Below are 24932 nucleotides of genomic sequence, written 5' to 3' on the forward strand. Positions count from 1 at the left end.
CATGTTCAAACCTGACATGCTGAATGTAGAAGAACTGCTGGCGCCGGTCAGCGCCGACCATCCCTGCGGCGAGGACCTGGCCTATTCCAGCGAACTCGATGCGATCGAAGCGGCGCGCCTCGCCGACGATCCGACGCTCGACCAGGGCGAATGGAAGACCGCGTTGAAGGCGGCCGACTGGCCGTTTGTTGCGGCCAGGTGCGCCAGTTTGATCCGCTCGCGCAGCAAGGACCTCAAGCTCGCGGTCTGGCTGACCGAAGCGAGCGCCAAGACCGGCGCACTGCGCGGCATGGGCGACGCCTTGCTGCTGGTGGCGGCGCTGTGCGAGCGCTACTGGGATGGCTTGTACCCGTTGCCGGACGAGGGCAGCTTCGAGCAGCGCGCCGGGTACATGGGCCTGCTCGAGGCGCGGGTCCGGCAGCTGACGCGCGAAGTCAAGCTGACCGACGGGCGGGCCACGGCGTTCTCGCTGGTCGACGTGGCGGCGGCGCGCTTGCGCGGGCTTGATGCGATCAAGGAGGTCGAGTCGGCCAAGCTGGGAACGTCGCGCGGCTTTTTCCAGGCGCTGCTGGACGACGGCGCGCACTGCCTGGCCGCGATCGCTCAGCTGCGCCGCGTGACGGACCAGCGGCTGGGCGACGACGGCCCCGGCTTCAAGGACGCCAGGGAAGCGCTGGAGGACGTGATCCGCTTCGCCCGCCCAGGCGCGCGCGATCCGCAAGCGCAGGATCAGGCCGGGGCAGGGGAGGCGTCAGAAGTTGACAGCGGCGCCAAAGTAATGTCCGCCGCCGCGCCGCGCCAGCTACAGCCGCCACTGCCCGCCGGCGCGCCGCAGACGCGCGCGCAGGCGCTGGCGCAGTTGCGCGCGGTGGCGCAATACTTCCGCCACACCGAGCCGCACAGCCCGGTCGCCTACCTGGCCGAGCGCGCCGCTGCCTGGGGCGAACAGTCCTTGCACGTGTGGCTGCGCGGTGTGGTCAAGGATCCGGCGGTGTGCGCCCAACTCGAGGAGATGCTGGGCGTGCCGCCGGTGCCGTGATGGACAGCGATTGCCATGAGCACGCCAAAAGCGGCATGTCATTGGTGGTTGGCGAAACTACTTGTCCTTGGCAGCTCCCGGCATTACCTGCGCGGTCGCCTGCGCAATCTGCGCTTCGACCGTCTGCACGGCCTGGCGCGTCGCCTGCGTCACCTGCTCGTAGCCCTGGAACGCATTGTCGATTGCCTTCTTGATGATTTCCACCGCGTTTTCCGAACCCGGCTTGACGTTTTGCGTGACGTCGTAGATCAGCGCCGTCAGTGCGCTTTTTGCCTCGACGATGTGGGCGTCGGCCGCCTGGGTGAATTCACTGCGGATATCGTCCATGATGACCTTGATCTGCGAGCCATACTCGACTGCGGCCCCCATGGCCGGTTTGGCGGCCGTGGCGGCCGCCGCCAGTGCCGCCTTCGGATCCTTGGCCTGGCTGATCTCCTTGCCGGCCGCCATCGATTCTTCGACCTTGTCCTTCGCCGTCGCCATGTTCAGCGCAACCACCTGCTGAACGCCTTGCACCGCTTTGCTGGTGAGCGCGTTAAAAGTCATCATCTGGAGTTCAAACAAGGTCTTGGTGGCGGATGCAAATTGTTCGGGATTCGTAAACATGGACTTCTCCTCGGTTTGGAATAAATACAACGGACGGCTTTCCAGAAATCTCCCCACTTGTTATTGGTCTATTATTTAGCAGCGATTCTTTTTTCGCAATGACTATCTTGATAAGGGCCGGTGGCCTTCTCCCAGCCGGGCCCCAGCGGGGTTTGCGCACAGACCTGCTGGCCATCGACCTTGCTGCGCCACTTGTACCAGGGCGCCGGCGCGGCCACCAGCGCGGCGCCGGCGCCGGTCAGCAGCAGGCCAATTGCAATAATGCAAAATTTTTTCATAGCACGAGGATAGCCGCTTGTGGCTGCAAGTCAAGCGGCCGCAACTCAAGCGTGCACAACTCAAGGGTGCGTACCAGCCGCCGTTGGCGCCGGGCCGAGCGGCGCCGTGAGCGGCACGACCAGGGTAAAGCAGGCGCCCTGGCTGGGTGTGCTGCGCAGTTCGATGCGCCCGCCCAGGATGTTGCTGACGATATTGTGCGCCACGTGCAGTCCCAGGCCGGAGCGGCCCGACCCCATCCGCGTGGTAAAGAACGGGTCGTACGCCCTGGCCTGCACCTGAGGCGCCATGCCGACGCCGTCGTCGTCTACCGAAATCGCCACCAGGTCGCCTGTGCGCATCGCCGCCGTAATCCGCACGGCGCCGCCGTGCCCATCGAGGAAAGCATGCGCCAGGCTGTTCTCAAACAGCTCGGTGACCACTTGCGACAGCGGGCCAGGGTAGCTGTCCATCATCAAGCCAGGTTCCAGTGCAAGCGCCAGGTTCACCCGCGCGCCCTTGGCGGCCAGCTTCAGCGGTGCGGCAAGTTCGGAGAGCAGTTGGGTCAGCGAAAAATCGCGCCGCTCGAGGCTGGCATGGTCGACGGCGATCTGCTTGAAGCCGGCCACCAGCGTTGCGGCGCGCTTGAGGTTGCGAACCAGCAGTTCGCCGGCCTCGCCCGAGTCGGCCAGGTAGCGCTCCAGCGCGGAGCGGCGCAGCCCGACCGCCAGGTCTGCCGCGAGGATGCGGGTGCGTTCGGCCAGCGAGGTGGCCACCATCAGGCTGTTGCCGATCGGTGTGTTCAGTTCGTGCGCAACGCCGGCCACCAGCGCGCCCAGCGCCGCCATCTTGTCGCGCCGCACCAGCTCGTCCTGGGCGCGCGACAGGGTGTCGAGCGCGTGCAACAGTTCGCCATTGATCCGGTCGGCGTGCTCGACGGCGCGGGTCAGGTCCAGGGTGCGCGCCGCCACCAGTCCTTCCAGGTTCTCGCGGTGCTGCGCCAGCTCGTGTTCGCGGCGGGTGCGTTCGATCGCGATGCCGGCCAGGTGGGTGGCGATGTCGATCAGGTGCATGTCGTCTTCGGTCGGGCTACGCACGTTGTGGTGATACATGGCGAACGACCCGAGCACGGTGTGCTTGTCGGGTGCGATCGGCGTCGACCAGGAAGAACGCAGGCCGTATTGGCTGGCCAACGCCGCGTATGGCGCCCAGCCGGGGTCGGTCAGGATGTCGTGCGCGATGACGGGTTTGTTGAAGAACATGGAGGCGCCGCACGAGCCGGCGTGCGGGCCGATCGACAGTCCCTCCAGCGACGCCATGTAGGACGGCGGCAGGCTCGGCGCCGAGATCGGGTGCACGGTGACGCCATCGTCGTCGAGCAGCAGGACCGAGCACTGCACGCCTTCGGACTGGGCTTCGATCAGCAGCATCAGGCGGTCGAGGATGTCCTTGAGCGGCGCGCCGCGCGCGATGAGCTCGAGTACGCGGCCTTCGCCGTCGCGCAATTGCTCGGCACGCACGTGGCGCGAGATGTCGACAAAGCGCGCATGCAGCAGGCGCCGGCCCGGTACCGGCAGCCGGACCAGCAGCACCTCGCACGGAAGCGCGGCGCCGGCAGTGCGCAGCTCGGTCTCGAACTTGACGCTCTCGCCGCCCAGCGCGCGCTGCGACTGGGCCAGCAGCAGGTCGGAAGGCCTGCCTGGCGGGCACAGCTGCGCCAACGGCATGTGCGCCAGGCTTTCGCTCGCCACGCCCAACAAGGCCGCAGCCTTGAGGTTGGCGCCCTGCAGGCGTCCGCTGTCAAGGTCGAGCAGGGCGCCCGCATCGGGCCACTGCATCAGCATGGCGTGATAGTTTACTTCCAGCTTGTCCAGGTCCATCCCTGCCGCTCCCTTGCAACTTTCGAACGCCAGTGTAGTACAAACCTGACGTCGTGCGTCACCCGCAATCAGGCAGGCGTGGCCGGGTAGCCTTCCTCGGCCAGTCTGTCCTGCACGATGACGGCGTCGGCGCGGGTTTCGATCACGGCGGTGCGCGCGCCGACGTCGACCTGCACGATGGCCGCCGGATCGAGATGGCGGACGGTGTCGCTGATGATGCGGGCGCAGTGCTCGCAGCTAATGGCGGGAATGTGCAATGTGAGCATGGGGGTGTCCAGTCCGACGGAGCCAATGCCGGTGCGGCTGCACCGGCACGACCAATGTACAACATCGGCCCAAAGCGTGCGCGCGTGTCACAACGACGCACCCATAAAAGAACGACGCACCATAGAAAAACGCCGCCTCCCTTTTTCAAGGGAGGCGGCGTTTTACGGCTATCTATCCGGTAGTGGTGCCCACGGAGGGACTCGAACCCCCACACCCTAAGGCACATGGACCTGAACCATGCGCGTCTACCAATTCCGCCACGTGGGCACTGATGCTGCTACTGCGGTACTGCGACAACCAAAACAAACTGCTTCAAACTAAAACGCCGCAATCTTGAAACGATCACGGCGCAGTGATGATGCTTACTTTAAAACCTGCGGAAATACATCCGGTAGTGGTGCCCACGGAGGGACTCGAACCCCCACACCCTAAGGCACATGGACCTGAACCATGCGCGTCTACCAATTCCGCCACGTGGGCACTGGGTTACTACATTGTGTTGCTAACTGCCTCGTAACTAATCGGCGTTACCGCCAACTTCTGCTATCATACTAGCCTTTGGAGTTTTGCGCCAGACTAACTTTCGTTACCCTTGGTGCTATTCCAGCCGCTGTTACCCAGCTTGCTTCGTGCCAGCTTGTCACTGCCGCGAAAGACCGAAATTATAGCGGAACAATTTGAAATGTCAAAGCGCCGGCCCAAGTATTTTCGGCGCGCGGCACGTTAGGCGAAATAGGGTGTCCTCCGGTACACTACGCGGAACAGACGTGTCAATCCAACCAATGTGCCAGTCATCCGGGCGTCATACCGGGAGCACTGCCAATACAATTACTGAAAACGATTTGAACCAACCTACTCATACCATTCCCAGCCGCGAGGAAATTCTCGGCATTTTCCGCGATGCACAGTCCCCGCTTGACGCGGCAGCACTGGCGCGCGCCCTTAATGTCGACCCGGACGCAGTGGAGGTGCTGTCGCGCCGCCTGAATGCGATGCAGCGCGACGGCCAGATCCATTCGGACCAGTCCGGCCTGTTCGAGCTGGCCGACCATTCCGGCTTCGTTGCCGGCAAGGTCAGCGCCCACCGCGAGGGCTTCGGCTTCGTCATTCCCGACGAGCCGGGTGAAGACTTGTTTTTGTCCGACAAAGAAATGCAGAAAGTGCTGCATGGCGATCGCGTCATGGCGAAAGTCACCGGCACCGACCGCCGCGGCCGCAAGGAAGCGACCATCGTCGAAGTCGTCACGCGCGCCAACAGCCACATTATCGGCCGCCTGCTCAACGAAAACGGCGTCTGGCTGATTGCCCCGGAAGACAAGCGCATCGGCCAGGACGTGCTGGTCGCCGGCTCGCCCGGCAAGGCCAAGGCCGGCCAGATCGTCAGCGTCGAACTGATCGACCAGCCGTCGCGTTTCAAGCAGCCGACCGGGCGCATCGTCGAAGTGCTGGGCGACCTCGACGACCCCGGCATGGAAATCGAAATCGCCGTGCGCAAGTTCGGCGTGCCGCACATTTTTTCGGCGGCGGCGCTCAAATCGGCCGCCAAGCTGCCCGCTGAAGTACGCGACGCCGACCTCGAAGACCGGGTCGACCTGCGCGACGTGCCGCTAGTTACCATCGACGGCGAAGACGCGCGCGACTTCGACGATGCGGTGTACTGCGAGCCGGTCAGGATCGGCAACGAAGACTGCTTCCGCCTGCTCGTCGCGATTGCCGACGTCAGCCACTACGTGCGGCCCAACGATGCGCTCGACGTCGACGCGCTCGAGCGCAGCACGTCGGTGTATTTTCCGCGCCGCGTGATCCCGATGCTGCCCGAGAAACTGTCGAACGGCCTGTGCTCGCTGAACCCGGCGGTCGACCGCCTGACCCTGGTGTGCGACATGGTCGTGTCGTCGACCGGGGAGGTGACCGCCTACCAGTTCTACCCGGCCGTGATCCACTCCGCCGCGCGCCTGACCTACAACGAAGTGGCCGACATCCTCGGCAACAGCGCCGGTCCCGAAGCGGCGCGCCGCCCGGCCATCGTGCAGCACCTGCTGAACCTGAGCGACGTCTATCACGTCCTCAACAAGGCGCGCCAGGCGCGCGGCGCGATCGACTTCGAGACCACTGAAACCTACATCGTCTGCAATGCGCTGGGGAAGATCGAAAAGATCATTCCGCGCACCCGCAACGACGCCCACAAGCTGATCGAAGAGTGCATGCTGGCCGCTAACGTCTGCGCGGCCGACCTCCTGATCCGCCACAAGCATCCCGGCACCTACCGCATCCACGCCGCGCCGACCGAAGAGAAGCTCACGCAAGTGCGCACCTTCCTCAAGCAGGTCGGGCTGAACCTGGGCGGCGGCGACAAGCCGGCGGCCAACGATTACGCCGTGCTGATGAAGCAGGTCAAGGAGCGTCCCGACGCCCAGCTGCTGCAAACCATGCTGCTGCGCTCGATGCAGCAGGCGGTCTACAGCCCCGACAACATCGGCCACTTCGGCCTGGCCTACGAGGCCTATGCCCACTTCACCAGCCCGATCCGGCGCTATCCCGACCTGTTGACGCACCGCGCGATCAAGGCGATCTTGCTGGGTAAAAAATACGAGCCGAAAGGCATCGAGCTGTCCGGCCTGAACTCGAACGTGTCGAACGCGACGCGCAAGAAGCAGGCCAAGGACAAGGCGCAAGGCACGCAAAAGCAGGAAAAAGACCTGACGATCTGGGACGCGCTCGGCGTGCACTGTTCGGCCAACGAGCGGCGCGCCGATGAAGCGTCGCGCGACGTCGAAGCCTGGCTCAAGTGCTACTTCATCAAGGACAAGCTGGGCGAAGAATTTACCGGCGTCGTCTCGGGCGTGACCACCTTCGGCATTTTTGTCCAGCTCGATGCGCTGTACGTCGAAGGCCTGGTCCATATCACCGAGCTGGGCACCGATTTCTTCCAGTACGACGACGCCCGCCACGAACTGCGCGGCGAACGTACCGGCAAGCGCTACCAGTTGACCGACCGCGTGTCCGTCAAGGTGGCCCGGGTCGACCTCGAAGCGCGCAAAATCGACCTGGTGCTGGCCGGTGGCGCCGACGAAGTGTCCGGCGTTGGCCTGCCCAAGAGCAGTGCGGCAAAAGCGCTCGAAGCCAAGCCGGCCAAGTCGAGGAAGCCCTCGGCCAATACCGAGTCGCGCTACGAACTCGATGCCAACGTCGATGGAAACGCCGCTCGCGCCGCGCCGGCCAAGCGCGCCAAAACCGCGGCGGCGGCCGCCAAGCCGTCGTCCCGTTCAGTAAAAACACCAAGCAAGACCAGCAGGAAGAAGCGCTAACAGATGAAGAACAAAATGATTTTCGGGTTCCATGCGGTGACTTCGCGTTTGCGTCATGAGGCCTCGTCGGTGGAAGAAATTTTTGTCGACGCGTCGCGCCAGGACGGCCGCATGCACGACCTGATCGCCGCCGCCAAGGCAGTCGGCGTGCGCATCATGCCGGTCGATTCGGCCAGGCTCGACAAGATCGTCGGCACCCGCCGCCACCAGGGCGTGATCGCCTTCGCCAGCGAGCTGTCGCTGGCGCGCAACCTCGATGAACTGCTCGACGCGATCGACGGTCCGCCGCTGTTGCTGATCCTCGACGGCATCACCGATCCGCACAACCTCGGCGCCTGCCTGCGCGTGGCCGACGGCGTCGGCGCGCATGCGGTGATCGTGCCGAAAGACCGCGCGGTGGGCCTGAACGCCACCGCCGCGAAAGTGGCCAGCGGCGCCGCCGAGACCGTGCCCTACATCACCGTCACCAACCTGGCGCGCACCATGCGCGAGCTGAAGGAGCGCGACATTTTGCTCATCGGCACCACCGACGACGCCGACAAAGGCCTGTACGAAGCCGATTTTACCGGTCCTGCGGCGCTGGTGATGGGTTCGGAAGGCGAGGGCATGCGCCGCCTGACGCGCGAAACCTGCGACGTGCTGGTCGGCATCCCGATGTTCGGTTCGGTCGAAAGCCTGAACGTGTCGGTTGCCTCCGGCGTCTGCCTGTACGAAGCGCGCCGCCAACGCTTGGCGCGCGAAGGCTGATGACGTCGTCCCCGCGAACGCGGGGACCCAAGTCGCTTGCACAGCGTTAGCATCAATAGCCGACGTTATGCGGCGAAATTGGGCCCCCGCATTCGCGAGGAAGGCGACGATGGCCCAGCCCAAATTGACCCCGCTCGCAGCACCCGTGAACCGAATGCGCTACCATGGCCATATCGCAACAGTCCGTCCCTTCCAATGTTTCCCAATCTTTTAGACGATATCAAGAGCATCATCGAACGCGACCCCGCGGCCCGTAACGGCTTCGAGGTGTTCACTTGCTATCCAGGCTTCCAGGCCATCATGATGCACCGCTGGGCGCATGCCTGCTGGATTAGCCGGCTCAAGTGGATTGGCCGCTTCATCTCTTACGTCGCGCGCATCATCACCGGCATCGAAATTCATCCCGGCGCCACCATCGGCCATCGCGTCTTCATCGACCACGGCTTCGGCGTGGTGATCGGCGAAACCGCCATCGTCGGCGACGACTGCACCATCTACCAGGGCGTGACCTTGGGCGGCACTTCGCTCACCAGTGGGACCAAGCGCCATCCGACGTTGGAGCGCGGCGTCATCATCGGCGCCGGCGCCCAGGTGCTCGGCGCGTTCACGATCGGCGAATACGCCAAGGTTGGTTCGAACGCGGTGGTGGTCAAGCCGGTGCCGGCCGGCGCCACCGCGGTCGGCAATCCTGCCCATATCGTGCGCAAGGATGCAGACGGGCGCAGTGCGCACCTGTTCGCGGCTTACGGTGTGGTGCCGAACGGCGACGATCCGCTGTCGAAGGCGCTGCACGGCCTGATCAACCACGCTGCCCGCCAGGACGAACAGATCGAACGCATGATGGCCACCATGAAGGCAGCCGGACTGTGCTGCCCGAGCATGCCCGAGGGTGACAGACTCGACACTATCCAGCTGAACAGGCTGGTTGAATGAGGATTTGCATGACTAATGAAACCACCGGCGGCCCCGAGTCCGTCACCGCCGACGCCTTGCTTGACCCGTTCGAAATCCGCGTGCTCGCGGTACTTGCCGAAAAGGAAGCGCTCACACAAGACAACTACCCGCTGTCGCTCAATACGCTGACCAACGGTTGCAACCAGCTGTCGAGCCGCGACCCGGTGATGCAGTTATCCGAAGAGACGGTACAAGATGTGCTGCAGCGGCTGATGCAGCGAAAATTCGTCAACGGCATCACGCAAGCGGGCGCCCGCGTCACCAAATACGAGCACCGCATGCGCATCAAATGGTCGCTCGAGCAAGACAAGATGGCGGTGCTGACGATCCTGATGCTGCGCGGCCTGCAGACCGCCGGCGAGATCCGTGCCCGATGCGGCCGGCTTCATGAGTTCAAGTCGCCGCTGGAGGTCGAAGCGTGCCTGCAGTTCTTGATCGACAAATACCCGCCGCTGGTGGCACGCCTGTCGCTCGCGCCTGGCACCAAGGAGCCGCGCTACGGCCACCTGCTGGCCGGCGACGCCGCGCTGGCGCAGCAGGAGTCGGCCTTCGGTCCGGTGAGTGCGCCGGCCCAAGGCAGCCGGGTGGCGCAGCTGGAGCAGGAAGTGAGCAGCCTGCGCAGCGAGGTCGACGACCTCAAGGCGCAGTTCGACAGCTTTAAAAAGCAGTTCGAGTAGCTAAGCAAGCTGCTCGCCCTCAGTCGACCCATCCTCAGCCTTCGTCGCGCCAGCGGCGCAGGCGCATCGCCGCAAAGATCATCGCGCTGCCAATCGCTACGCCGACCCACACGCCCGGCTGCAACAAGGTCAGCCACGACTGCGTGAAAATGCTGCCGGCGTTGACCGTGTGCGCGGCATTGTTCATCAGCGCGGCCGGCGAAACTTCGCCGAACGGCAGCCAGGCGCCAGGCACCAGCCCGGCCAGCCCGCGCGCGATCACGTTGTGGATGAACCAGTTGACGTCGAAGCCGCCGCCCATGTATTCGGTCAGGATGAAATTGGCCCACTTGGCCAGCACCGCTACCAGGACCGGCACGCCGACCGCCCACAGGAACACTTTCGAGCGTGCCCACGCCGACACCATCAGCAACCAGCCGACCGTCGGGATCGCCCACAGCACGTAGACCGGCAACAGGCCCACCAACCGCAGTGGCGCCAGGTAAAAGTCCGGGTTGCCCAGCACCAGGCCGAACAGGTGCAGGCCGTTGAACGACACCGCCGTCAGAGCGATGAACACCATCAGCAGCGACACGCCGGTGCCGATGGCGATGGTAATCATGGGCGCCACGCACACGGCGGTCAGCACTTTCGACAGCACCGTCTGCTGGTCCGATACCGGTAGCGACTTCCAGAACAGGATGCTGCGGTCGCGGCGGTCGTCGTACAGCGCGGCCAGGCAGTAGAAGAACACCACCACCGGCAACACGCCGAACAGCGGCGCGCAAGCTGCCAGCCAGGCGTTGGCGACGACGGCGGCGATACTCGTCCGGACCGTCAGCGGCATCGCATTCAACAACTCTACCTTGCTCATGTGGTGGCCATTGACGCTCACCGAGTCGCCCAGGCCATGGGTGGCGAGGGCGTACCCCGTGGTGATGCCGACAAAGGCCAGCATCACCAGCGCGATGGTCAGCGGCGCCCAGAAAAATGCGCCCTTGTTCTCCCAGTATTCACGGCGGAGCAGCCATTTCATCGTTTTCATGCGTAGCTTCCTTTCATGGTTGCAACAAACAGGTCGGCGACGCTGATATTGCGGGTCTCGCCGATGGCCGAAAGCTGGGTGCGCGAGGCGCTGCCTGGTGCGGCCGAGTCGAATAGCATCACCGATTTTCCGAAGACGGTGCGGCGGTCGATTGGCTGCAACGCGTTGGCGGCGTTGACTTTGTCGTGAGGCACCATCACTTCCGTGTAGCGCTCGCCGATTTCATCCATCGACGCCGCCAGCACGATCTTGCCGTCCTGGATGAACATCAGGTCGGTCAGGATGTGTTCGACTTCTTCCACCTGGTGGGTGGTAATGATGATCGTCTTGCCTTCATCAAAATAGTCTTCCAGCAGGTTCTGGTAGAACTGCTTGCGGTAGATGATGTCCAGGCCCAGGGTCGGCTCGTCGAGTACCAGCAGCTTGGCGTCGATTGCCATCACCAGCGCCAGGTGCAGCTGCACCACCATCCCCTTCGACATCGCCTTGACCTTCATCGACGGCTTGAGCTTGGTGTTGGCGAGGTAGCGCTCGGCCTTCTCGCGGTCGAAACGGGGATGCACGCCGGCGACGAAATCGATCGCTTCGCTCACCCGCAGCCAGCGCGGCAGGATTGCGACATCGGCGATGAAACAGACGTCCTGCATCAGCGCGTCGCGCTCGGTGCGCGGATCGAGCCCGAGCACGCTCAGTTCGCCCTCGAACGGCACCAGGCCGAGCGCCGCCTTGAGCGTGGTGGTCTTGCCGGAGCCGTTCGGCCCGATCAGGCCGACGATGCGGCCGGCCGCGATGTCGAAGCTGACGTTGTCGACCGCGGCATGCTTGCCGTAGTGCTTCGACAGGCCCCTGGCGGAAATCACGGCGCTCACGATGCCGCTCCCGGCTGGGCGGCGCGCAGCAGCTGTTCGAGGTCGATGCCGAGGCGCCGGATGCGTTCGACCATGGCCGGCCATTCTTCGCGCACGAAGCGCTCACGTTCGCTTGCAAGTAGTTTTTCGCTGGCGCCTTCGGTGACGTACATGCCGATTCCCCTTCTTTTTTCTACGAGATTGTCATCGACCAGTTCCTGATAAGCCTTGGAAACGGTGATGGGATTGAGCTGGTATTCGGCTGCGACCTGGCGCACCGAAGGCAGGGCGTCGCCCCCCTTCAGTACGCCGTCGAGCATCATGCCGATGACCCGCTCCTTGAGCTGCCGGTAAATTGGCGTGTTGTCGTTCCAGCCGATGGTCATGAAACAGTCTCCCCGGCCAAGGGTACGGCGCAATCGTGCATATTGCCTCCCGGTTGTTGATGTGTTGGTGATGTGTTTAAGTGGTGATGTAGTAAAGTATAACACCACAAATTGACGTGTCAATATCTTCTTTTAATATTGAACATGGGTGGGGTGGTGTTGCTGCGCGGGCCGGCCGCTTCAAGCAACGGCGTCGGTCAGCCGACCAGCCTGGCGAAGCGGGCCAGGTCGACGTTGCCGCCGCTGACCAGGATGCCGACCTTCTTGCCTTCGACTGCCACCACGCCCTGCAGCGCGGCGGCCGCCGCCAGGCAGCCGGTCGGCTCGACGATCATCTTCATGCGCTCGGCAAAAAACCGCATGGTCGCCACCAGCTGGTCGTCCGAGACGGTGACGATGTCGTCGACCTCGCGCCGGATCACTTCGAAATTGTGCGCGCCGAGGTGGGTCACCATGGCGCCGTCGGCGATCGTGTCGGGCACCGCGATGTGCACCACCGCGCCACTGCGCAGCGATTGCTGGCCGTCGTTGCCGGCCTCGGGCTCGACGCCGATGATGCGGCAATCCGGGCTCATGGCCGCTGCCGCCAGCGCCGAGCCGGCCAGCAGGCCGCCGCCGCCCAAACACACCAGCAGCACGTCGAGGGGGCCCGTGTCTGCGAACAGTTCCATCGCCGCCGTGCCTTGGCCGCAGATGACGTCGGGATGGTCGTACGGGGGAATCAGGGTCATGCCGCGCTGTTGCGCCAGCCGGCGGCCGATCTCTTCGCGGTTTTGCTTGTAGCGGTCGTAGACGATGACTTCGGCGCCGTAGCCCTTGGTGGCCGCCACTTTCAACGCCGGCGCGTCGTGCGGCATGATGATGCTTGCGGCCATGCCGAGCAGGCTGGCCGACAGCGCGATGGCCTGCGCATGGTTGCCTGAAGAGTAGGTCAGTACGCCGGCGCGGCGCTGGTCTTCGGTAAATTTCGACAGCGCGTTGTAGGCGCCGCGAAATTTAAAAGCGCCGCTGCGCTGGAAGTTTTCGCACTTGAAGAACAGTTGCGCGCGCGCCAGGCGGTTGGCGGTGGTGGAGGTGAGTACCGGGGTGTGGTGGGCCACGCCCTTGATCCGCAAGGCCGCTTTTTCAACTTCGCTGAACTGCAATTGCGCCAGGTCGACCATGGTGTGCATTTCGTTGTGCCGGAAGTGCGACAGTATAACGGCAATGGGTCTTCTACAGTACGACCGCCATCACCAGCTCGACCTGCAGGCCGCCGCCGTCGCGATTGCGTACCGTCAGCGCGGCATTGTGGCGGCCGACCACGCGCTCGACGATCGCCAGCCCCAGGCCGGCGCCGTTGGCCTGGCCGCGCGCGGTGTCCATTCGGGTGAACGGCTTCTTCAGCTGTTCGATCTGCCCGGCCGGGACGCCGCAGCCGTGGTCCTGCAGGCAGATCGCCACGCGCTTGATGCCGCCGTTGGTTTTCACGTGGCAGGCAATGTCGAGCTCGGTGATGTCGAGGCCCGGAGTGGCGCCGTAGCGGCGGGCATTTTCGACGACGTTGTTGAAGACGCGCCGCAGGTCGGTGGCATTGCCCATCACGTGCACGCCGGGCTCGATGTCGGCCGTCACACGCATGCCGGGAATGCGCTCGGCGGCGCGGCCGACGTCGCCCAGCAAATCGCTGATGTCGATCGGCACAAAGCTTGCCGCCTCGGTCGGCCTGGCGTAGTCGAGGAACTGGCCGATGATCGCATCCATCTGGCCGATATCGGATTGCATGCCGTCGCGCGCCTCGGTCGACAGGTTCGCCATTTCGAGTTCGAGCTGCATGCGCGTGAGCGGGGTGCGCAAATCGTGCGAGATGCCGGCCAAAATCAGCGCGCGGTCCGATTCGACCTGCTGCAGATCCTCGACCATCTGGTTGAAGCTGCGGTTCGCCTCGATGATCTCCTGCGCGCCTTTTTCGGGCAGCCGGTCCGGCCGCTTGCCTTGGGCGATGTCGCGCGCCGCCACCGTCAGGCGCGCCAGCGGCAGGTTGACCAGGCGCGAAATGAGGGCGGCGCCGAGTAACGACAGTATCCCGACCACGCCGGCCCAGCCGAGCCACTGCACGCCGGACAGGCCGGCCAGCCGTTCGCGCTCGAGCATCAGCCAGTATTCGTCGTCGTCGATCTTGAAGCTGATCCAGAAGCCCGGCACGCCGTTGACCCGGCTCGAAAACCGCGTGTCGGTGCCCAGCTTTTCCTTGACGATTGCTTCGATCTCGGGCATCAAGGTGCTGTCCGGCGGTGGGTCGACGACGTCGTTGTCCATCAGCGCGGTGATGCGGATGCCTTCGTTGCTGACCAGGTCGAACAGCAGTTCCTTGCGCAGGTCGATCGCCGAGTGGGTCAGCGCCGCGCGCGTGATGGTGACCACCGAGATCACCAGTTCGGCCGTCTGCTTGACCTGCGGGCCGCGCTGGACGGCATTGATCATGCCGATCCACGACGCCATCGACAAGGTCGTGAGCAGTCCGAGCAGCAGGAAGGTACGCCAGAACAGGCCGCTCTTGAACCAGTTCAGGCGGCGCGCGCGGCGGGCACCCGCGTCAGCGGCCAACACTAGCGCGGCTGGCCTTCAGGGATGAACACGTAGCCAAGGCCCCACACGGTCTGGATGTACAGCGGGCTCGAAGGATCGGGTTCGATCAGCTTGCGCAGCCTCGATATCTGCACGTCGAGGCTGCGGTCGAACACTTCGTACTCGCGCCCGCGCGCCAGTTCCATCAGCTTCTCGCGCGACAGCGGCTGGCGCGCATGGCGCGCAAACACCTTGAGCACCGAAAATTCGCCGGTCGTCAGCGGTACCGTTTCGCCATTCTTTTTCAGCGTGCGCGTCGCCAGGTCGAGCACGAACTGGCCGAACTCGAACGACGCCGGGGTTTCGGAAGGCGCGCCGGGGATTTCGTCCGGGCCTTTGCGGCGCAGCACCGCGCCGATGCGCGCCACCAGTTCGCGCGGGTTGAACGGCTTCGGCAGGTAGTCATCGGCGCCCATTTCGAGGCCGACGATGCGGTCGACGTCTTCGCCTTTGGCGGTAAGCATGATGATCGGGGTCTGGTCGCCGGCGCCGCGCAGGCGGCGGCAGATCGACAGGCCGTCTTCGCCGGGCAGCATCAGGTCCAGCACCAACAGGTCGTAGCGCTCGCGCAGCCATAGCTTGTTCATCGCCGGAGCGCTTTCGGCGGTGACGACGGCGAAGCCCTGCTCGGTCAGGTAGCGCCGCAACAGGTCGCGCAAGCGCACGTCGTCGTCAACTACCATAATCTTGGCGGAATGGCCACCGGGAGCGGCCTGCGTTGTATTGTTGCCTGTACTTGGGATCGATTGTGAGCTCATGTGCCTGCCGGAATTGTTATATTCATGTTGCTATGGTAACGTCTTATCGCCATGCAAAGAGGGTTGCTTTTCATTCATTACAACCTGTTACAAACTTTACCCAATTCGCCTTACACCCCGAAACGATCAGCCATACACTGAAATCGGAGCAATCAAGCTTATCTGTTTATACGGCATCGCGGAAGAGGAGCACCATGAATATCGCGCCCACACCCAATCATGTACCAGCAAGTGCCCGTTTTCGCGGCAGTCAGGCCTTCGTCCGCGCGCTGGTGCTTGGCTGTGCAATATCATGCGCCGGCCTGCCGGCGTTTGCCGGGCAGGACCGCGAGCGTGACGGGCGCAGCAATACCCAGCAGCAGCAGCAGCAGCCGAACCGTGACATGCCGCCGCCACGCGCCGAGCGCGGCGCGACACCGCAGCAGCAGCCCCAGCCGCCACAGCAGCAGCGGGCCGATCCGCGTCAAGCCGATGCCCATGCCTATGAAGAGCAACGGCGCCAGGCCCAGCAGCAAGACCAGGGCAGCCGCCGCGGCGGCCGCCTCACGGTCGACGAGCGGCGTGAGCTGCGCCGCCAGATCAACGAAGCCGGCGTCGAACTGTACCCGAACCCCCCGCGTCGTTAAACCATACGGCCTGGGTTACCCGCATGCTGCGGCGGCGCCCGCCTGCCGCGTTGTATCTCCTTGCGCTGCACCACCCATCGACAAGCGCCGGCTTTCACCAGCCAGATAGTTTATTTGCAAGCCGCAACATGCTACTCTGTTGAAAATTAGTTGTGGCGAAATTCCCTAGCCACGCAGACAAGTCTTGCGAAAGACGCCTGGAGTACGTAGGTGCCGACTGAATCCACCGTTGCCGACCCCTTGAGCGTGCCTATCGGCGGGCTCGACGCATTGGGGCTGGCGCACTGCATCGTGCAGCGGCGTGACGGCGTGTACGCCGATCCAACCCCGTTCGGCAAGACCTTCCTCGCCGCCTTCGCCCATGTCCTCCACGGCAATTTCTACTTTGCCGATATCGACTACCCGCTGGTGACCAAGGCGCTGTACGATTGCGGCCCGGGTTCGTCGGCTCCACCATCGCGCGGTGCACCGATGCTGCGCATTGCCTCGCGCGTCGCGCCGTTCGATCCGGCCCGGCGCGCCTTGTACAAGGCGGTCAGGATCAGCGAGGGCAGGGCCGAGTACTATTTTGAACCGGTCTTCCAGGCCGACCCTGGCGACCCCGGCGCAGCGGGGCAGCTGGCCATGCTCGACGTCGACGAATTCATTGCCGACGTATGGCAGAAGGGGATCCGCTTCGGTATCGACGTGGATGCCGTGCGCGCGGCGATCGCCCAAGGCAAGGCCGGGCGCATCATCATCGCGCGCCGGCAGGACGCCGTCGCCGGGGTCGATGCCCGGTTCGTCGAGGTGTCCGACGGCATCCACCGCAGCGACGCGCCGCGCCAGATGGCCAATGGCAAGCTGGACCTGATGGCCTTCCAGAACCGGTTCCCGCAGATCCTGGCAAACGTCAAGCTGCTCAGGAAGGAGCCACGCTCGCTTGGCGCGGCCGGCTTCGAGCTGTCCGGCATGCCGATCGAACCTGCCGTGCCGATCGATGTCGACATGACGCCGATGGCCGGACCCGGCACCGCCATCGAGCATACCGCGGGCGGCGAATTCCTGGTGTCGCGCCAGGGCGGCTTCCTCAACGTCGATGTCCACAGCGGGAAGATTTCGGTGGATGCCAAGATCGTCAGCCGCGACGGTGTGTCGTCCCGCACCACCGGCAACCTGCAGCTTACCGGCGACTACGAAGAGTTCGGCGAGGTCCAGGAAAAGCGCGTGATCGAAGGCGAAGGCATCACGATCCATGCCGACGTCTTCGGCCATGTCGTCTCGCGCGGCGGCACCGTGCTGTTGAACCGCAACCTGGTCGGCGGCGCCGCCCACAACGCGCGCGGCGACATCCGCATCAATGGCATCGCGTCGAGCGCGATAATCCAGGCCGTCTGCGGCAACGTGGTATTGACGCGCGCCGAGAATTGCATCATCTCCGGCACCAGGGTGACGGTCGAACACGCGGTCAATTGCGACATCATGGCCGACGAAGTGAACGTGAAGCAGGCCGAAGGCTGCGCCATCGCCGGACGCTGCGTCACCATCGAGCTCGCGGGTCCGCGCAAGCAAAACGACATGGTGGTCTACGCGCTACGCCCGGACAGCGCGCGGATCGAAGAAGTGCTGGCGCTGATGACGGCGCGGGTCGGCGAATTGAAAGCGCTGGCGGCGCAGCGCAAGGCCGGGATGGAGCAGTTGACGAGTGAGCCCGAGGTGCGCAGGTACGTCTCGTTGGCCTCGAAAGTGCGCAAGAAGGAGCTGATCCTGGCGCCTGAACAGCTGTCGCAGTTCCAGACGTTGGCACTGGCGGTGGGGCCGGCGTTGAAAGCGATCGCCAAGGCGTCGGCGGGCGTCAAGGCGGCCGAAATCGAGCAGCACGCCGGCCAGCAGCTGATCGCGCAGCTTGAACGGCAGCGTCTGGACACCGACGGCGTCAGCCGCGTCGTGGTGAGGATGCTGAACGGCGATACCGTCGTGCGCACGATGACCTTCAACCCTGACGGCAGCAGCACTTACGACATCCCCGCCAAGGACATCAGGACGCGCCTGCGCGCCGGCGCGGCCGGCGGCGAGCTGATTTTTTCCGGTAGCGTAGGGGCGGTGGACTGGGTCAGCGAATAGGGTCGTCTCTGCCAATGGCAGAGACGACGGCGCGCGGCCTACTCGCTTACCTTTCCCCTCATCGCCTTGGTCTGGCCGCTGCGGGCTTTCGAATCGAGGCGCTTGCGCTGCGAACTGCGGGTCGGTTTGGTGGCGCGGCGCTGCGCCGGCAGCACGGCGACGCTGTCGACCAGCTCCTGCAGGCGCCGCAGCGCTTCTTCCTTGTTCTGTTCCAGGCTGCGCGACTGCTGCGCCTTCATCACCACCACGCCGTTTTGCGTAATGCGCCCGTCCGGCAGCGCCAGCAGGCGCTCTTTGATCGGGTCGGGCAGCGACGAGGCGCCAATGTCGAAGCGCAGGTGTACCGCGCACGATACCTTGTTGACGTTCTGACCGCCCGGGCCCTGGGCGCGGATCGCACTCATTGCCACTTCGTCGGGATTGATTTGCGCGTCCATTCTCAATTGCTGCCTTGTGCCGTCAGCTTGCGGCGCCGGCGTCGCCAGGCGCCGCCAGGCCAACCGCATCGATCGCCCGCAGCGAGCGGTAAGCCTCGGCGGCGGACGGCGGCAGGCCGCCAAACAGTGCCGGATCGCCGAACGGCGCGCGCTGGTTTTCGACCAGGATGCGCACCTTGCCCATATAGTCCGTCAACGTCAGCAGGCGGCCGAGCGGCGAAACGATGGCGCCTTTCTGCATGCCGGCCTGCTCGCCGATGGCGTTGACGACGCTGGCGGGAAAATTCCACTCGCGCCCGATGCTGCAGGTAAGGATGCGCGCATCGCGCACCAGGCCGGCGCAGAACATTTCGGAGCCGAGATGCTTGTCGCCTTTTGCCATCTGGTCCATGATGCGCAGCGAAACGATCAGGCCGACATGTTGCACCAGGCCGGCGAGGAAGGCTTCGAACGGATCGATCCCCAGCGCCTCGGCCAGCGCGCGGTTGGCTTGGGCGCAGCGTTCCGAATGGTCCCAGATGCGCGGCGCCAGGGTACGCGTGAAATGGCCCGAGTTCAGGTCGATGATGGGACGGAACGCAACGCTGGTAATCAGGTGGCGCAAACCTTCCTGGCCGATCAGCATGACCGCATGGTCGACGCTGGAGATCGCGCCGTTGCCGTTGAGCGAGCTGTTGGCGGCGCGGATCACGGTCGCCACCAGCACCACGTCGCTGGAAATCGTGCGCGCCAGCTGGGCGCCGGAGAAATTATCGCGGCGCAGGCTTTGCAGCAGTTGTGGAATCATGCCTGGCATGCGGCGCACCAGCGCGGAGCCGGACTGCTGCGAATTGAGGATGGCGGCCAGCGCGTCGAGTACCTGGACTTCCTGGGCGTTGGTGTCGAACTCCGATTCGCCTTCGATGTCGAACATCCAATGGTGATAGAGGCGGTTGACCAGGTCGAGCTGGTCGAAGGGCATGGCCGGCGGCGTCGCTACGGCCGGCTTTGCTGACGCCGACCTTGCCGCGGGTAACGCAAGCGCACTGGCGCCGGCGCGTGCCGGCCCCGAAAACAATCGCCGCAACCATTGGTACATGTTCCATCCTTCGTTATGCGCAACGTGAGCTACCAATGTTGGCTCCCAGGCATCGCATCAGCATTGTAAAGCGTTCCGGTGAGGGCGCGACCATTTCATACCAACGGGAAATGTTGAGTATAGTCAACTAAGACAATCGGTTTTGGTTTTACGATAGGACTTCGTTGCATCGCCGCTCCTCGCAAAGTCGAAAGGATCACCATGACCGTTACCGAAACCCGCGTTCCCGGCAAGGGCCAGACGCAATTTCTCAGCTTTCAGCTTGGTGGCCTGGAGTACGGACTCGATATCAGCAAGGTCAAGGAGCTGCGGATGCTTAATTCGCTCGAGCGCTTCGCCTCGGAAGGTGAAATCATCAGCGGGGTGGCGGTATCGCGCGGCGTGATCATGCCGATCGTCGACATGCGGGTGGCCATGTCATGGCACTCGAGCACGCACGCTGCGCACACCGACGTCATCATCTTGCAGCTGTCGAACTGCGTCATGGGAATGGTGGTCGATGGCGTCACCGACGTCGTCAACCTCGACGACGACCAGATCCGTCCGATCCCGCGCAGCGATGGCGAAGGCAGGGTCGATTACCTGCTTGGCCTCGGCCACTGCAACGGCCGGCGCCTGATCCTGATCGATATCGACAGGCTGATGTCGATCCAGCGCGTGGCAATCCAGGGGACGCAGCAGGCGGCGTGATCGCCTCCCGCTTTACGCCGCCAGCCCTTCCAGCTGCTCCTGCAGCTCCAGCCATTCCGCCTCCAGCTGCGCCAGGTCCTTGCCGAAGAAAGCCTGGTCCGCCAGCAGCAGCTTGAGCTTGGCCTTGTTGGCCGCGTCATACGCGCCCGCTTCGCCCAGCTTCGCGTCGACGTCGGCCTTCTGCGCATTGCGCTTGGCAATCTGTTCTTCCAGGCGCTTGATTTTGCCCTCGATCGGCTTCTTCAGCGCGGCCACTTTCTGGCGCTGCTCCGCATCCAGGCGCTTCTGGTCCTTGCTGGTGGCCGCCGGCGCGCTTGGAGGCGCCACCGCGGAGGCGACCGGAAAGTCGGTCTTGTTGTCCTTGCCGGCCGCCGGCAGCACCGTGGTGCCTTTGCCCAGCTTGGTCTGGAACAGCCAGTCCTTGTAGTCGTCGAGGTCGCCGTCGAATGGCTGCAGCTTGCCGTCGGCGACGATGATGAACTGGTCGGTGGTGGCGCGCAGCAGGTGGCGATCGTGCGATACCACCACCAGCGTGCCTTCGAACTGGGCCAGCGCCATCGTCAGCGCCTCGCGCGTCTCTAAATCGAGGTGGTTGGTCGGCTCGTCGAGCAGCAGCAGGTTCGGACGCTGCCAGACGATCAGCGCCAGCGCCAGGCGGGCCTTCTCGCCGCCTGAAAATGGTCGGATCGGGCTGGTCACCATGGTGCCGGGGAAGTTGAAGCCGCCGAGGAAGTTGCGCAGCTCCTGCTCGCGCACGGTCGGGGCGATTTTCGCCAGGTGCCACAGCGGCGATTCGTCGTGGCGCAGCATCTCGACCTGGTGCTGGGCGAAATAACCGATCGACAGGCCTTTGCCGATGGTGGCGGTGCCGGTCAGCGGATCGAGTTCGCCGGCGATGGTCTTGATCAAGGTCGATTTGCCGGCGCCGTTCACGCCCAACAGGCCAATGCGCTGACCGATCTGCAGCGAAAACTTGATGTCGTGGACGATGACCTTGTCGCCGACTTTGTCGCCGTGATCGTCGACGATGTGGTAGCCGGCGTTGACGTCTTCCATCACCAGGAGCGGGTTCGGCGCCGACAGCGGCTCGCGGAACTCGAACGAGAACTCGGCCGCCGCGCGCAGCGGCGCCATCTCTTCCATCTTGGCCAGCGCCTTCATGCGGCTCTGCGCCTGGCGCGCCTTCGAAGCCTGGGCCTTGAAGCGGTTGACGAACGATTCGAGGTGGGCGCGCTGGCGTTCCTGCTTGGCCATGGCGCCGGCGGCGAGGATCATCTGGGCCGCGCGCTGGCGCTCGAAGCTCGAGTAGTTGCCCGAGTAGCGCTTCAGCTTGCGCTCGTCGATGTGGACCACCACGTTGACGATCTCGTCGAGGAAGTCGCGGTCGTGCGAAATGATGATCAGGGTACCGGCGTAGCGCTTGAGCCAGTCTTCCAGCCAGATGATGGCGTCGAGGTCGAGGTGGTTGGTCGGCTCGTCCAGCAGCAGCAGCTCGGATGGGCACATCAGTGCTTGCGCCAGGTTCAGGCGCATCCGCCAGCCGCCCGAAAAACTGACGATCGGCTGCTGCATTTGTTCGAGCGAGAAGCCCAGGCCGAGCAGCAATTGCTCGCCGCGCGACTGTACCGTGTAGGCGTCGGCGTCGGCCAGTGCGCTGTAGATGTTGCCGATGGCAATGCCGTTTTCGTGCGTTTCCGGTTCGTTTTCCAGGCGCGCCAGTTCGGCTTCCAGTTTGCGCAGCGTAACGTCGCCGTCGATGGCGTAATCGAGGGCGGCGCGGTCCAGCGGCGGCGTTTCCTGCGCCACGTAAGCCATCCGCCATTTGGCCGGGAAGTCGATCTCGCCCTGGTCGGCGTGGATTTCGCCGCGCAGCATGCCGAACAGGCTCGATTTGCCGGCGCCGTTGGCGCCGATCAGGCCGATCTTGTCGCCGGGGTTCAGGGTCAGGTCGACGCCTTCGAGCAGCGGCTTGGTGCCGCGCATCAGGCTAACGTTGAGGAAACGAATCATGCTGGTCTTTTCAATCTAAGGTAAATATGAAGCGGGCGGTGCCGCAGGGGTCGGACCCCGGTGTTGATGTTAGGGGTCTGCCCCCTCTTGCGATTACTTTTTTAGCTGCTCAGCCGTCAGCAAAAACACCATGTCGTCGCCCGCGCTGGTGGTCAGCCACGTCAGGCCGAGGTGGCCGAACGCGGCCTCGGCGTACTCGCGTTCATTGCCGATTTCGACCATCAAAATGCCTTCCGGCGTCAGGTAATCGGCCGCGCCGTCGATGATCTTGCGCACCAGGTCCATGCCGTCGGCGCCGCCGTCGAGCGCGATCTGCGGCTCGCACAGGTATTCCTGGGGCAGCTGGCTCATCGAGTCGGAATTGACATACGGCGGATTGGTGACGATCAGGTCGTACTTCTTGAACGGCACGTTCTGGTACAGGTCCGACGCGATCGGATTGACGCGGCCTTCCAGTTTGTAATCGCGGATATTGTGTTCGGCGACCGCCAGCGCATCGAGCGAAATGTCGACCGCATCGACCAGGCTGTTTTGGAACGCGTCGGCCATCATGATTGCCAGGCAGCCCGATCCGGTGCACAGCTCGAGGATGTTTTCGACCGCGTCCGGATCGATCACCCATGGGCTGAACCGTTCCGGCACCAGTTCGGCGATGAACGAGCGCGGAACCAGCACGCGCTCGTCGACGTAGAAGGCGTAGGTGCCGAGCCAGGCTTGGTTGGTGATGTAGGCGGCCGGCACCCGGTCCACCGCGCGCCGCTCGATCACGGCCAGCACCTGCAGCACTTCCCCGGACAGCAGCCTGGCGTCGAGGAAGGGCTCGAGCTTGTCGAGCGGGAGTTTGAGCGTGTGCAGGATCAGGTAAGCCGCTTCGTCGAACGCCTCGGCGCTGCCATGGCCGAAGAACAGCTTGGCGTCGTTGAAACGGCTGACGGCGTAGCGCAGCAGGTCGCGCGGGGTGGTAAATTGAGTCGTGGTCATGGCCTGGTTCTCGGTTGGGCGCGCTTACGCCAGCAGGTTTTCCAAGGTGCGGCGGTAGATATTCTTCAGCGGATCGATGAAGCGCACCTCGATATGCTCGTCGATCTTGTGGATGCTGGCGTTCGGAGGGCCGAATTCTATCACCTGCGGGCATATCCGCGCTATGAAGCGGCCGTCCGAAGTGCCGCCGGTGGTGGACAATTCGGTGCGAATGCCAGTCTCGGCCAGGATGGCCGCCGAGACGGCGCTGGATAACGCGCCGCGCGGCGTCAGGAACGGCAGGCCGGAGAGGGTCCACGCCAGGTCGTAGTCCAGTTCATGGCGATCGAGAATCGCATGGACCCGCGCCTGCAGCGATTCGGCCGTGCTGGCGTTCGAAAAGCGGAAATTGAAATCGATCGCCAGTGCACCCGGGATGACGTTGTTGGCGCCGGTGCCGGCATGGATGTTCGACATCTGCCAAGACGTCGGCAGGTAATAGTCGGTGCCGCTGTCCCACTGCTCGGCAACCAGTTCAGCCAGCGCCGGCGCCGCCTGGTGAATCGGGTTGCGCGCCAGCTGGGGGTAGGCGATGTGGCCCTGGATGCCGTTGACGACGAGGTGGCCGGACAGCGAGCCGCGCCGGCCGTTCTTGATCGTGTCGCCCAGGGAGTGCACCGAGGTGGGTTCGCCCACCAGGCAGTAATCGATGGTCTCGCCGCGTTGTTCCAGCATGGCGCAGACGACGACGGTGCCATCTTTGGCCGGGCCTTCCTCGTCGCTGGTAAGCAGGAAAGCGATCGAGCCCTGGTGCGCCGGGTAGGCCGCGATAAATTCTTCGCAGGCGACAAGCATTGCCGCGATCGAGGTCTTCATGTCGGCCGCGCCGCGTCCATACAGCTTGCCGTCGCGCCGGGTCGGCACGAACGGCGGTGATTGCCATTGCCCGACCGGCCCGGTCGGCACCACGTCGGTATGGCCGGCAAAGACGAACAACGGCGGGCGCGTGCCCTTGCGTGCCCACAGATTGGTGACGCCGTTCGAGGCGATGGTCTCGCACGCGAAGCCGAGCGGGGCGAGCAGTTCGATGAGGCGGCGCTGGCATCCCTTGTCGTCCGGCGTAATCGAGGACAGCGCGATCAGTTGTTCGGCCAGCGCCATGGTGCGTGACGGCGTAGCGTCCACACTCATGGCTGCGCCTGGCGGCCGAGCAGATCGACGTAGCGCTGCTCCGAAAAACCGACGCTGAGCGTGTCCGCCCGGGCCAGCACCGGGCGTTTGATCACCGACGGCATTTCCAGCATCAATGCGAGCGCGCTGGCCTTGTCGATGACGGCGGCGCGCCGCTCCTCGGGCAGCTTGCGCCAGGTGGTGCCCTTGCGATTGACCAGCACTTCCCAGTCCAGTCGTTCCAGCCAGGCGGCGACGGTGGGGCGTTCGAGGCCTTGTTTCTTGAAGTCGTGGAAGTCCACATCCTGGTTATGCGCGGCAAGCCAGGCGCGGGCCTTTTTGACCGTGTCGCAATTGGGAATGCCGTACAGCGTTGTTTTTATGGTCGACATGGAGGGCGCCGCACCAGATGGGCGGACAGGGTCATTGCGGGGAAGGCCGGAGCATAGCATACGCTGACGTGCCGCGGATTGTGGCGCACGATGGGGTGACGATTCTGCGA

At 64.2% G+C, this 24932-nt stretch carries 24 protein-coding genes and 2 tRNA genes; 8 read left to right on the forward strand and 18 right to left on the reverse strand.

Annotated features, from left to right (window positions below):
- Nucleotide 1: 1 nt before the first annotated feature.
- Entirely contained in the window at nucleotides 2-1039 is a 1038-nt protein-coding gene (gene tssA, locus CR103_RS13235; protein ID WP_229443049.1) for a type VI secretion system protein TssA, read from the forward strand.
- A gap of 57 nt (nucleotides 1040-1096) precedes the next feature.
- Here the strand turns inward: tssA and phaP are convergent, their stop codons facing one another.
- The 6 genes from phaP to CR103_RS13265 all read right to left on the reverse strand — a co-directional run bounded on the left by phaP (nucleotide 1097) and on the right by CR103_RS13265 (nucleotide 4527).
- Nucleotides 1097-1645 (reverse strand): TIGR01841 family phasin, encoded by a 549-nt coding sequence (gene phaP / locus CR103_RS13240; RefSeq protein WP_099916457.1) that lies wholly within the window; start codon nucleotides 1643-1645, stop codon nucleotides 1097-1099.
- 71 nt (nucleotides 1646-1716) lie between these two features.
- On the reverse strand, nucleotides 1717-1923 hold the full coding sequence (locus tag CR103_RS13245) for a hypothetical protein (protein WP_099916458.1): 207 nt from the start codon (nucleotides 1921-1923) through the stop codon (nucleotides 1717-1719).
- Nucleotides 1924-1983: 60 nt separating this feature from the next.
- Nucleotides 1984-3780 carry an ATP-binding protein gene (locus CR103_RS13250; RefSeq protein ID WP_229443050.1) on the reverse strand — a complete coding sequence of 599 codons (1797 nt, stop codon included), beginning with the start codon at nucleotides 3778-3780 and terminating at the stop codon, nucleotides 1984-1986.
- 68 nt (nucleotides 3781-3848) lie between these two features.
- Nucleotides 3849-4046 (reverse strand): heavy-metal-associated domain-containing protein, encoded by a 198-nt coding sequence (locus CR103_RS13255; protein ID WP_099916459.1) that lies wholly within the window; start codon nucleotides 4044-4046, stop codon nucleotides 3849-3851.
- Between the two features lie 183 nt (nucleotides 4047-4229).
- A tRNA-Leu gene (locus CR103_RS13260) sits at nucleotides 4230-4314 on the reverse strand.
- Nucleotides 4315-4442: 128 nt separating this feature from the next.
- Nucleotides 4443-4527: transfer RNA gene (locus CR103_RS13265), tRNA-Leu, on the reverse strand.
- Nucleotides 4528-4889: 362 nt separating this feature from the next.
- Between CR103_RS13265 and rnr the strand changes: the two genes are divergently transcribed.
- From rnr to CR103_RS13285, 4 genes are all read left to right on the forward strand, one after another.
- Complete coding sequence (gene rnr / locus CR103_RS13270) at nucleotides 4890-7355, forward strand: ribonuclease R (protein WP_099916460.1); 2466 nt, start codon at nucleotides 4890-4892, stop codon at nucleotides 7353-7355.
- A 3-nt stretch (nucleotides 7356-7358) separates the two neighbouring features.
- Nucleotides 7359-8102 (forward strand): 23S rRNA (guanosine(2251)-2'-O)-methyltransferase RlmB, encoded by a 744-nt coding sequence (rlmB, locus tag CR103_RS13275; protein WP_099916461.1) that lies wholly within the window; start codon nucleotides 7359-7361, stop codon nucleotides 8100-8102.
- A 195-nt stretch (nucleotides 8103-8297) separates the two neighbouring features.
- Complete coding sequence (gene cysE, locus CR103_RS13280) at nucleotides 8298-9035, forward strand: serine O-acetyltransferase (protein WP_099916462.1); 738 nt, start codon at nucleotides 8298-8300, stop codon at nucleotides 9033-9035.
- Between the two features lie 8 nt (nucleotides 9036-9043).
- A complete protein-coding gene (locus CR103_RS13285) occupies nucleotides 9044-9733 on the forward strand; it encodes a YceH family protein (protein WP_099916463.1) in 690 nt (229 codons plus the stop codon).
- 34 nt (nucleotides 9734-9767) lie between these two features.
- Here CR103_RS13285 and CR103_RS13290 read toward each other — a convergent pair whose 3' ends face one another.
- From CR103_RS13290 to ompR, 6 genes are all read right to left on the reverse strand, one after another.
- Entirely contained in the window at nucleotides 9768-10757 is a 990-nt protein-coding gene (locus tag CR103_RS13290; RefSeq protein ID WP_099916464.1) for a hypothetical protein, read from the reverse strand.
- Complete coding sequence (locus CR103_RS13295; RefSeq protein ID WP_099916465.1) at nucleotides 10754-11626, reverse strand: ABC transporter ATP-binding protein; 873 nt, start codon at nucleotides 11624-11626, stop codon at nucleotides 10754-10756. The genes CR103_RS13290 and CR103_RS13295 overlap by 4 nt, the downstream gene beginning before the upstream one ends.
- A complete protein-coding gene (locus CR103_RS13300; RefSeq protein WP_099916466.1) occupies nucleotides 11623-11991 on the reverse strand; it encodes a GntR family transcriptional regulator in 369 nt (122 codons plus the stop codon). The genes CR103_RS13295 and CR103_RS13300 overlap by 4 nt, the downstream gene beginning before the upstream one ends.
- 197 nt (nucleotides 11992-12188) lie before the next feature.
- Nucleotides 12189-13154: a threo-3-hydroxy-L-aspartate ammonia-lyase gene (locus CR103_RS13305; RefSeq protein ID WP_099916517.1), complete on the reverse strand. Its 966-nt coding sequence runs from the start codon at nucleotides 13152-13154 to the stop codon at nucleotides 12189-12191.
- A 52-nt stretch (nucleotides 13155-13206) separates the two neighbouring features.
- Nucleotides 13207-14580, reverse strand: coding sequence for a sensor histidine kinase family protein (locus CR103_RS13310; protein WP_229443051.1), 1374 nt, complete (start codon nucleotides 14578-14580; stop codon nucleotides 13207-13209).
- Nucleotides 14580-15281 carry an osmolarity response regulator transcription factor OmpR gene (gene ompR / locus CR103_RS13315; RefSeq protein WP_229413943.1) on the reverse strand — a complete coding sequence of 234 codons (702 nt, stop codon included), beginning with the start codon at nucleotides 15279-15281 and terminating at the stop codon, nucleotides 14580-14582. Before ompR ends, CR103_RS13310 begins: the two co-directional genes overlap by 1 nt.
- Nucleotides 15282-15550: 269 nt before the next feature.
- Here ompR and CR103_RS13320 point away from each other — a divergent pair, with 269 nt between their 5' ends.
- Together CR103_RS13320 and CR103_RS13325 are read left to right on the forward strand one after the other, a co-directional pair.
- Nucleotides 15551-15982, forward strand: coding sequence for a hypothetical protein (locus CR103_RS13320; RefSeq protein WP_099916468.1), 432 nt, complete (start codon nucleotides 15551-15553; stop codon nucleotides 15980-15982).
- Between the two features lie 210 nt (nucleotides 15983-16192).
- Nucleotides 16193-18085, forward strand: a complete 1893-nt coding sequence (locus tag CR103_RS13325; RefSeq protein WP_099916469.1) for a flagellar assembly protein A — start codon at nucleotides 16193-16195, stop codon at nucleotides 18083-18085.
- A gap of 38 nt (nucleotides 18086-18123) precedes the next feature.
- Here the strand turns inward: CR103_RS13325 and arfB are convergent, their stop codons facing one another.
- On the reverse strand, nucleotides 18124-18522 hold the full coding sequence (gene arfB / locus CR103_RS13330) for an alternative ribosome rescue aminoacyl-tRNA hydrolase ArfB (protein ID WP_099916470.1): 399 nt from the start codon (nucleotides 18520-18522) through the stop codon (nucleotides 18124-18126).
- Nucleotides 18523-18544: 22 nt separating this feature from the next.
- On the reverse strand, nucleotides 18545-19600 hold the full coding sequence (locus CR103_RS13335; protein ID WP_099916471.1) for an HDOD domain-containing protein: 1056 nt from the start codon (nucleotides 19598-19600) through the stop codon (nucleotides 18545-18547).
- A gap of 201 nt (nucleotides 19601-19801) precedes the next feature.
- Between CR103_RS13335 and CR103_RS13340 the strand changes: the two genes are divergently transcribed.
- Complete coding sequence (locus CR103_RS13340) at nucleotides 19802-20290, forward strand: chemotaxis protein CheW (protein ID WP_099916472.1); 489 nt, start codon at nucleotides 19802-19804, stop codon at nucleotides 20288-20290.
- 12 nt (nucleotides 20291-20302) lie between these two features.
- On the opposite strand, the gene CR103_RS13345 is transcribed toward CR103_RS13340, so the two are convergent.
- The 4 genes from CR103_RS13345 to CR103_RS13360 all read right to left on the reverse strand — a co-directional run bounded on the left by CR103_RS13345 (nucleotide 20303) and on the right by CR103_RS13360 (nucleotide 24813).
- Nucleotides 20303-22300, reverse strand: a complete 1998-nt coding sequence (locus tag CR103_RS13345) for an ATP-binding cassette domain-containing protein (RefSeq protein ID WP_099916473.1) — start codon at nucleotides 22298-22300, stop codon at nucleotides 20303-20305.
- A 93-nt stretch (nucleotides 22301-22393) separates the two neighbouring features.
- Nucleotides 22394-23281: a 50S ribosomal protein L3 N(5)-glutamine methyltransferase gene (gene prmB / locus CR103_RS13350; protein WP_099916474.1), complete on the reverse strand. Its 888-nt coding sequence runs from the start codon at nucleotides 23279-23281 to the stop codon at nucleotides 22394-22396.
- Between the two features lie 24 nt (nucleotides 23282-23305).
- Nucleotides 23306-24451, reverse strand: a complete 1146-nt coding sequence (gene dapE, locus CR103_RS13355) for a succinyl-diaminopimelate desuccinylase (RefSeq protein ID WP_099916475.1) — start codon at nucleotides 24449-24451, stop codon at nucleotides 23306-23308.
- Entirely contained in the window at nucleotides 24448-24813 is a 366-nt protein-coding gene (locus tag CR103_RS13360; RefSeq protein WP_099916519.1) for an ArsC family reductase, read from the reverse strand. Before CR103_RS13360 ends, dapE begins: the two co-directional genes overlap by 4 nt.
- Nucleotides 24814-24932 lie beyond the last annotated feature (119 nt).

Source organism: Massilia psychrophila (assembly GCF_002760665.1).
Classification (GTDB): domain Bacteria; phylum Pseudomonadota; class Gammaproteobacteria; order Burkholderiales; family Burkholderiaceae_D; genus JAFCUW01.